Annotated in this window: 5 protein-coding genes; 1 reads left to right on the forward strand and 4 read right to left on the reverse strand. The window is 62.3% G+C overall.

The annotated features are described in order from the left end of the window. Positions 1–119: 119 nt before the first annotated feature. From lpdA to ACW9I6_RS30200, 4 genes are read right to left on the reverse strand one after another with little or no spacing between them, the layout of a single operon-like run. Positions 120–1,499 (reverse strand): dihydrolipoyl dehydrogenase, encoded by a 1,380-nt coding sequence (gene lpdA / locus ACW9I6_RS30185; protein WP_177021068.1) that lies wholly within the window; start codon positions 1,497–1,499, stop codon positions 120–122. Positions 1,500–1,502: 3 nt separating this feature from the next. After that, entirely contained in the window at positions 1,503–2,786 is a 1,284-nt protein-coding gene (locus ACW9I6_RS30190) for a dihydrolipoamide acetyltransferase family protein (RefSeq protein WP_102369558.1), read from the reverse strand. Then, positions 2,787–3,845, reverse strand: coding sequence for an alpha-ketoacid dehydrogenase subunit beta (locus ACW9I6_RS30195; RefSeq protein ID WP_003212859.1), 1,059 nt, complete (start codon positions 3,843–3,845; stop codon positions 2,787–2,789). Position 3,846: 1 nt separating this feature from the next. After that, positions 3,847–5,082, reverse strand: coding sequence for a thiamine pyrophosphate-dependent enzyme (locus ACW9I6_RS30200; RefSeq protein ID WP_457340157.1), 1,236 nt, complete (start codon positions 5,080–5,082; stop codon positions 3,847–3,849). A gap of 195 nt (positions 5,083–5,277) precedes the next feature. Here ACW9I6_RS30200 and bkdR point away from each other — a divergent pair, with 195 nt between their 5' ends. Continuing rightward, positions 5,278–5,763, forward strand: a complete 486-nt coding sequence (gene bkdR / locus ACW9I6_RS30205) for a Bkd operon transcriptional regulator BkdR (protein WP_003212855.1) — start codon at positions 5,278–5,280, stop codon at positions 5,761–5,763. The last annotated feature ends 78 nt before the right edge of the window (positions 5,764–5,841 follow it).

The following is a 5,841-nucleotide window of genomic DNA, read 5'->3' on the forward strand; positions in this document are numbered from 1 at the left end:
TCGTTTTTGGCTTGGGTGGGAGGGGGTTGGCTCGCGAGTGTGGTGTGTCGTGAGATTCGTTTGGTGCTGATCCACCGCTTTCGCGAGCAAGCCCGCTCCCACATTTGAACTTCGCCATTTTATAGATGCAATGCATGCCCCAGGGCCCGCAGGGCTGCTTCCTGTACCGCTTCGCCGAGTGTCGGGTGGGCGTGGATGGTGCCCGCCACGTCTTCCAGGCGTGAACCCATTTCCAGGCTCAGGCCGAAGGCCGTGGACAGTTCCGAGACGCCAACGCCTACCGCCTGCCAGCCGACGATCAGGTGATTGTCGCGGCGCGCCACTACCCGCACGAAGCCGGTTTTCGACTCCAGGGTCATGGCCCGACCATTGGCGGCGAACGGGAAGCTCGACACGATGCAGTCCAGCCCGGCCGCCCTGGCTTCGTCCGGGGTCTTGCCGACCACTACCAGTTCCGGGTCGGTGAAGCACACCGCCGGGATCGCGGCCGGGTTGAATTCGCGGGATTTACCGCTGATCAGTTCGGCGACCATTTCGCCCTGGGCCATGGCCCGGTGGGCGAGCATCGGTTCACCGCTGAGGTCGCCGATGGCCCACACATTGCGCATGCTGGTCTGGCAGCGGCTGTCGATCTTGATCGCCGAGCCGTTCATGTCCAGGTTCAAGGCTTCGAGGTTCCAGCCCTGGGTGTTGGGTTTGCGACCAACGGCAACCAGCACCTGGTCGGTTTCCAGCGACAGCGTCTCGCCGCTGGGGTCACGCACTTGCAGGGTGTTGTGCTCAAAACCGCTGACGCTGTGTTTGAGGAACACCTTCACCCCCAGTTGCTTCAGGGATTCGGCCACCGGTTGGGTCAGTTCGGCGTCGTAGGCCGGCAAAATCCGGTCCTGGGCCTCAACCACGCTGACCTCGGCACCGAGCTTGCGATAGGCAATCCCCAATTCCAGGCCAATGTAGCCGCCGCCCACCACGATCAAGCGTTTCGGGATGCGTTTCGGCGCCAGGGCTTCGGTGGAGGAGATGATCGGCCCGCCAATCGGCAGCATCGGCAGGTTGACACTTTTCGAGCCGGTGGCCAGCAACAGGTGTTCACACTGGATGCGCTGGTCGCCGACATCGACGGTCTTGCCGTCCACGACCTTGGCCCAGCCCTGGATGACCTGGACCTTGTGTTTTTTCAGCAGCGCGGCAACACCGGTGGTCAGGCGGTCGACGATGCCGTCTTTCCATTCAACGCTTTTGCCGATGTCCAGGGTCGGCACATCGACTTCGATACCCAACGGCGAACCCTGGCTGTGGTGCACGGTTTGCTGGAACTGTTCGGCGACATGGATCAGCGCCTTGGACGGAATGCAGCCGATGTTCAGGCAGGTGCCGCCCAGCGATTGGCCTTCCACCAGGATGGTCGGGATGCCCAGCTGGCCGGCGCGAATCGCTGCCACGTAACCGCCAGGCCCACCGCCGATGATCAGCAGCGTGGTGTGCAATGTTTGAGACATGGGTTACTCCAGGAACAGGCTGGCGGGTTGTTCGAGCAGGCCACGGATGGCCTGGATGAATTGCGCCGCGTCCATGCCATCGACCACCCGGTGATCGAAGGAGCTGGAGAGGTTCATCATCTTGCGGATCACGATCTGGCCCTTGATCACCATCGGCCGCTCGACAATGCGGTTGACCCCGACGATGGCCACTTCCGGCAGGTTCAGCACCGGGGTGCTGACAATCCCGCCCAACGCACCGAGGCTGGTCAGGGTGATGCTCGAGCCCGACAGCTCATCGCGACTGGCCTTGCCATTGCGCGCCGCATTCGCCAAGCGATTGATTTCTTGCGCCGTGCCCCACAGGTCGCGGGCTTCGGCGTGACGCACCACCGGCACCATCAGGCCGACATCGCTCTGGGTGGCGACACCCACATGCACCGCGCCGAGGCGGGTGATGACCTGGGCTTCGTCGTCATAACGCGCGTTGATCTGCGGATAGTCGCGCAATGCGACGACCATGGCCCGCACCAGGAACGGCAGCAGGGTCAGCTTGCCGCGGGTAGCGCCGTGTTTCTCGTTGAGGTGCACGCGCAACTCATCGAGGGCCGTGACGTCGATCTCTTCCACATAGCTGAAATGCGCGGCGCGCCGGGTGGCGTCCTGCATGCGCTGGGCGATCTTGCGGCGCATGCCGATTACCGGGATTTGCTGCTCGTCGTTGCGTTCGGCGTACGGGTTGGAGGCCCCGGAATTTTTCGCCGGACCCTGGAGCAAGTAAGCGTCCAGATCTTCATGCAGAATCCGGCCGGCCGGGCCGGAGCCCTGGACCAGTCGTAGCTGGATGCCAGCATCCAGCGCATGTTTGCGCACGGCCGGGGAGGCCAGCGGGCGGTCATCGGCCTCGCGGGCCACGGGCGCTTGCGCAGCCGCCACCGCAGGTTTGGCTGCCGGCTTGGGTTCAACCACCGGCGCGGCCCTGGCTTCGACTTTCGGTGCAGGAGCCGGTGCCGGCGCGACCTCTTCAACCACCGCCGACAACGCCGACTCCCTGGTATTGCCCGCGCCTTCCACTTCGATACTGATCAAAACACTGCCCACCGCCATGACTTCCCCCGGCTCGCCGCCGAGGGAAATCACCTTGCCGTGCACCGGCGACGGAATGTCCACCATGGCCTTGTCGGTCATCACGTCCGCCAGCACCTGGTCTTCTACCACCAGGTCGCCGACCTTGACGTGCCATACCGACAATTCAACTTCTGCGATGCCTTCGCCAATGTCCGGCATCTTGATAACGTGCGTGCCCATTCAGACCTCCATAACCCGATGCAAAGCCGCGCCCACTCGGGTCGGGCCAGGGAAATACGCCCACTCTTGCGCGTGGGGATACGGGGTATCCCAACCGGTGACGCGCTCGATCGGCGCTTCCAGGTAGTGGAAGCAATGCTCCTGCACCAGCGCCACCAGCTCGGCGCCGAACCCGCAGGTACGGGTGGCTTCGTGAACGATCACGCAGCGACGGGTTTTCTTCACGGAATTGACGATGGTTTCCAGGTCCAGCGGCCACAGGCTGCGCAGGTCGATGACTTCGGCGTCGATGCCGGTTTCTTCGGCGGCGACTTGCGACACATACACCGTGGTGCCGTAGGTGAGGATCGTCACGTCCTTGCCCGGGCGGGCGATGGCGGCCACATCCAGCGGCACGGTGTAGTAACCGTCCGGCACCTGCGCTTGCGGGTGTTTCGACCACGGGGTTACCGGGCGGTCGTGGTGGCCGTCGAACGGGCCGTTATACAGGCGCTTGGGTTCGAGGAAGATCACCGGGTCATCGTTTTCGATGGAGGCGATCAGCAGGCCCTTGGCGTCGTACGGATTGGACGGCATCACCGTGCGCAGGCCGCAGACCTGGGTGAACACCGCTTCAATACTCTGGCTGTGGGTCTGGCCGCCGTAGATGCCGCCGCCGCAGGGCATGCGCATGGTCAGCGGTGCCGTGAACTGGCCGGCCGAGCGGTAACGCAGGCGGGCCGCTTCGGAAATGATCTGGTCGGTGGCAGGGTACACGTAGTCGGCGAACTGAATCTCGGCCACCGGCCGCAGGCCATAGGCGCCCATGCCGACCGCCACGCCGACGATCCCGCTTTCGGAGATCGGTGCGTCGAACACCCGCGAGGTGCCGTACTTGTTCTGCAAGCCTTCGGTGCAACGGAACACGCCGCCGAAGTAACCGACGTCCTGGCCGAACACCACCACATTGTCGTCTCGCTCAAGCATCACATCCATGGCCGAGCGCAAGGCCTGGATCATGGTCATGGTCGTGGTGGTCATGGCGGTTTCCAGCTCGATATTGTTGTTGTGATCGTTCATGTCAGATCCCCAACTCTTGACGCTGGCGCTTCAAGTGCTCCGGCATCTCTTTATAAACGTCTTCGAACATGGTCGCGGCGCTTGGAATCTGGCCACCGGCCAGGGTGCCGTACTGTTCGGCTTCTTTCTGGGCCTTGAGCACTTCGGCTTCAAGTTCGGCACTGACCGCCGCGTGTTCCTCTTCGGACCACTGACCAATCTTGATCAGGTGCTGCTTGAGGCGGGCAATCGGGTCGCCCAGCGGGAAGTGGCTCCAGTCGTCGGCGGGACGGTATTTGGACGGGTCATCGGAGGTGGAGTGTGGGCCGGCGCGGTAGGTCACCCACTCGATCAGGGTCGGCCCCAGGTTACGGCGGGCACGTTCGGCGGCCCAGGCGGAGGCGGCGTACACCGCGACAAAGTCGTTGCCGTCCACCCGCAGGGAGGCGATGCCGCAACCCACGCCGCGTCCGGCAAAGGTCGTGGCTTCACCGCCGGCGATGGCCTGGAAGGTGGAGATCGCCCATTGGTTGTTCACTACGTTAAGGATGACCGGCGCCCGGTACACGTGGGCGAAGGTGAGGGCGGTGTGGAAGTCGGACTCAGCGGTGGCGCCGTCGCCGATCCAGGCCGAGGCAATCTTGGTATCGCCCTTGATGGCCGAGGCCATGCCCCAGCCCACGCCTTGTACGAATTGGGTGGCCAGGTTGCCGGAAATCGTGAAGAAGCCGGCATCTTTTACCGAGTACATGATCGGCAACTGGCGGCCCTTGAGCGGGTCGCGCTCGTTGGACAGCAGTTGGCAGATCAGGTCTACCAGCGGCACTTCCCGGGCCATCAGGATGCTTTGCTGGCGGTAGGTGGGGAAGCACATGTCGTCGATGTTCAAGGCCAGGGCCTGGGCGCTGCCGATGGCTTCTTCGCCGAGGCTCTGCATGTAGAACGACATCTTCTTCTGACGCTGGGCGACCACCATGCGGTTGTCGAAGATCCGCGTCTTGAGCATGGCGCGCATGCCCTTGCGCAGAATCTCCACCGACACGCCTTCAGCCCATGGGCCGAGGGCCTGGCCTTGATCGTCGAGCACGCGAATCAGGCCCTTGGCCAGGTCGGCGGTGTCGGCGGGTTCTACGTCGATTGGGGGTTTGCGCACCAGGCCAGCGTCAGTCAGGCGCAGGTAGGTAAAGTCGGTCTTGCAGCCTGGGCGGCCCGAGGGTTCGGGAACGTGCAGGCGCAGTGGTTCGTACTGCTGAGTCATGGCTTTCTACGCTCTATCTTGTGAATTTCTTGTAGTGGGCGCGGTAGCTGACAGTCCTTCTTCGGGTAGAAGAAATCTTGTCCTACAACAATCATAGGCTCGGCTCAGGAGAATATTTATCTCTGTTTCATTGCGTTGGAGATCATTTGGGGATAAAAAAACTGCATAAACATAATAAACAGGTGGTTTTGTCTCATGCGCAAACTGGACCGTATCGATATCGGCATTCTGAACGCCCTTCAGGAGAACGCTCGCATCACCAACGCCGACCTGGCCCGTTCGGTCAACCTGTCGCCCACGCCGTGTTTCAACCGGGTCAAGGCCATGGAAGAACTGGGGCTGATTCGCGACCAGGTGACGCTGCTGGACGCCGACCTGCTGGGGCTGCACGTCAATGTGTTCATCCACGTCAGCCTGGAAAAGCAGAACGAATTGGCATTGCAGCAATTCGAAGGGGCGATTTCGGATCGCCCCGAAGTGATGGAGTGCTACCTGATGGCCGGCGACCCCGATTATCTGATTCGGGTGCTGGTGCCCACCATCCAGTCCCTGGAGCGTTTCATGATGGACTTCCTGACCAAAGTCCCGGGTGTCGCCAACATCCGCTCCAGCTTTGCCCTCAAGCAAGTGCGCTACAAAACCGCGCTGCCGCTACCGGCTAACGGCATCAACCTCGGCTAACGAACGACACAAAACAAATGTGGGAGCGGGCTTGCTCGCGAATGGGGAGTGTCAGTCACCGAAAATATAGACTGATAC

The sequence above is a fragment of the Pseudomonas sp. SDO5522_S412 genome (genome assembly GCF_054071215.1).